The following is a 268-nucleotide window of genomic DNA, read 5'->3' as shown; positions in this document are numbered from 1 at the left end:
GTGATGGCACAGTTTCAAGAGATTGCTTTAAATTTGATTGTTGTTCCCGACCGTATACGCCCTGTTGATGATGAGCATGCCAAGGCACTTGCGCAATCGATGGAGCGTGAGGGGTTGATGAATCCTATTACGGTGCGCCATACACCCAATGCTAAGGAGGGTAATTATACCCTGATTGCTGGAGCACACCGACTGCGTGCTGCGGAGCTTTTGGGCTATAACGAAATTGATGCGGTTGTGGTGCAGGCTGATAAGGACAATGCTGCGC

At 50.0% G+C, this 268-nt stretch carries 1 protein-coding gene; it reads left to right on the top strand.

Features of this window, described 5'->3' with window-relative positions; translation table 11 throughout:
- Positions 1-3 precede the first annotated feature (3 nt).
- Positions 4-268 (top strand): ParB N-terminal domain-containing protein (locus BN338_RS10430; protein ID WP_039762385.1); only part of this gene is annotated, 265 nt, incomplete at its 3' end.

Source organism: Bartonella queenslandensis AUST/NH15, assembly GCF_000312585.1.
Taxonomy (GTDB): domain Bacteria; phylum Pseudomonadota; class Alphaproteobacteria; order Rhizobiales; family Rhizobiaceae; genus Bartonella; species Bartonella queenslandensis_A.
This window is presented reverse-complemented; position numbering and strand designations above follow the sequence as displayed.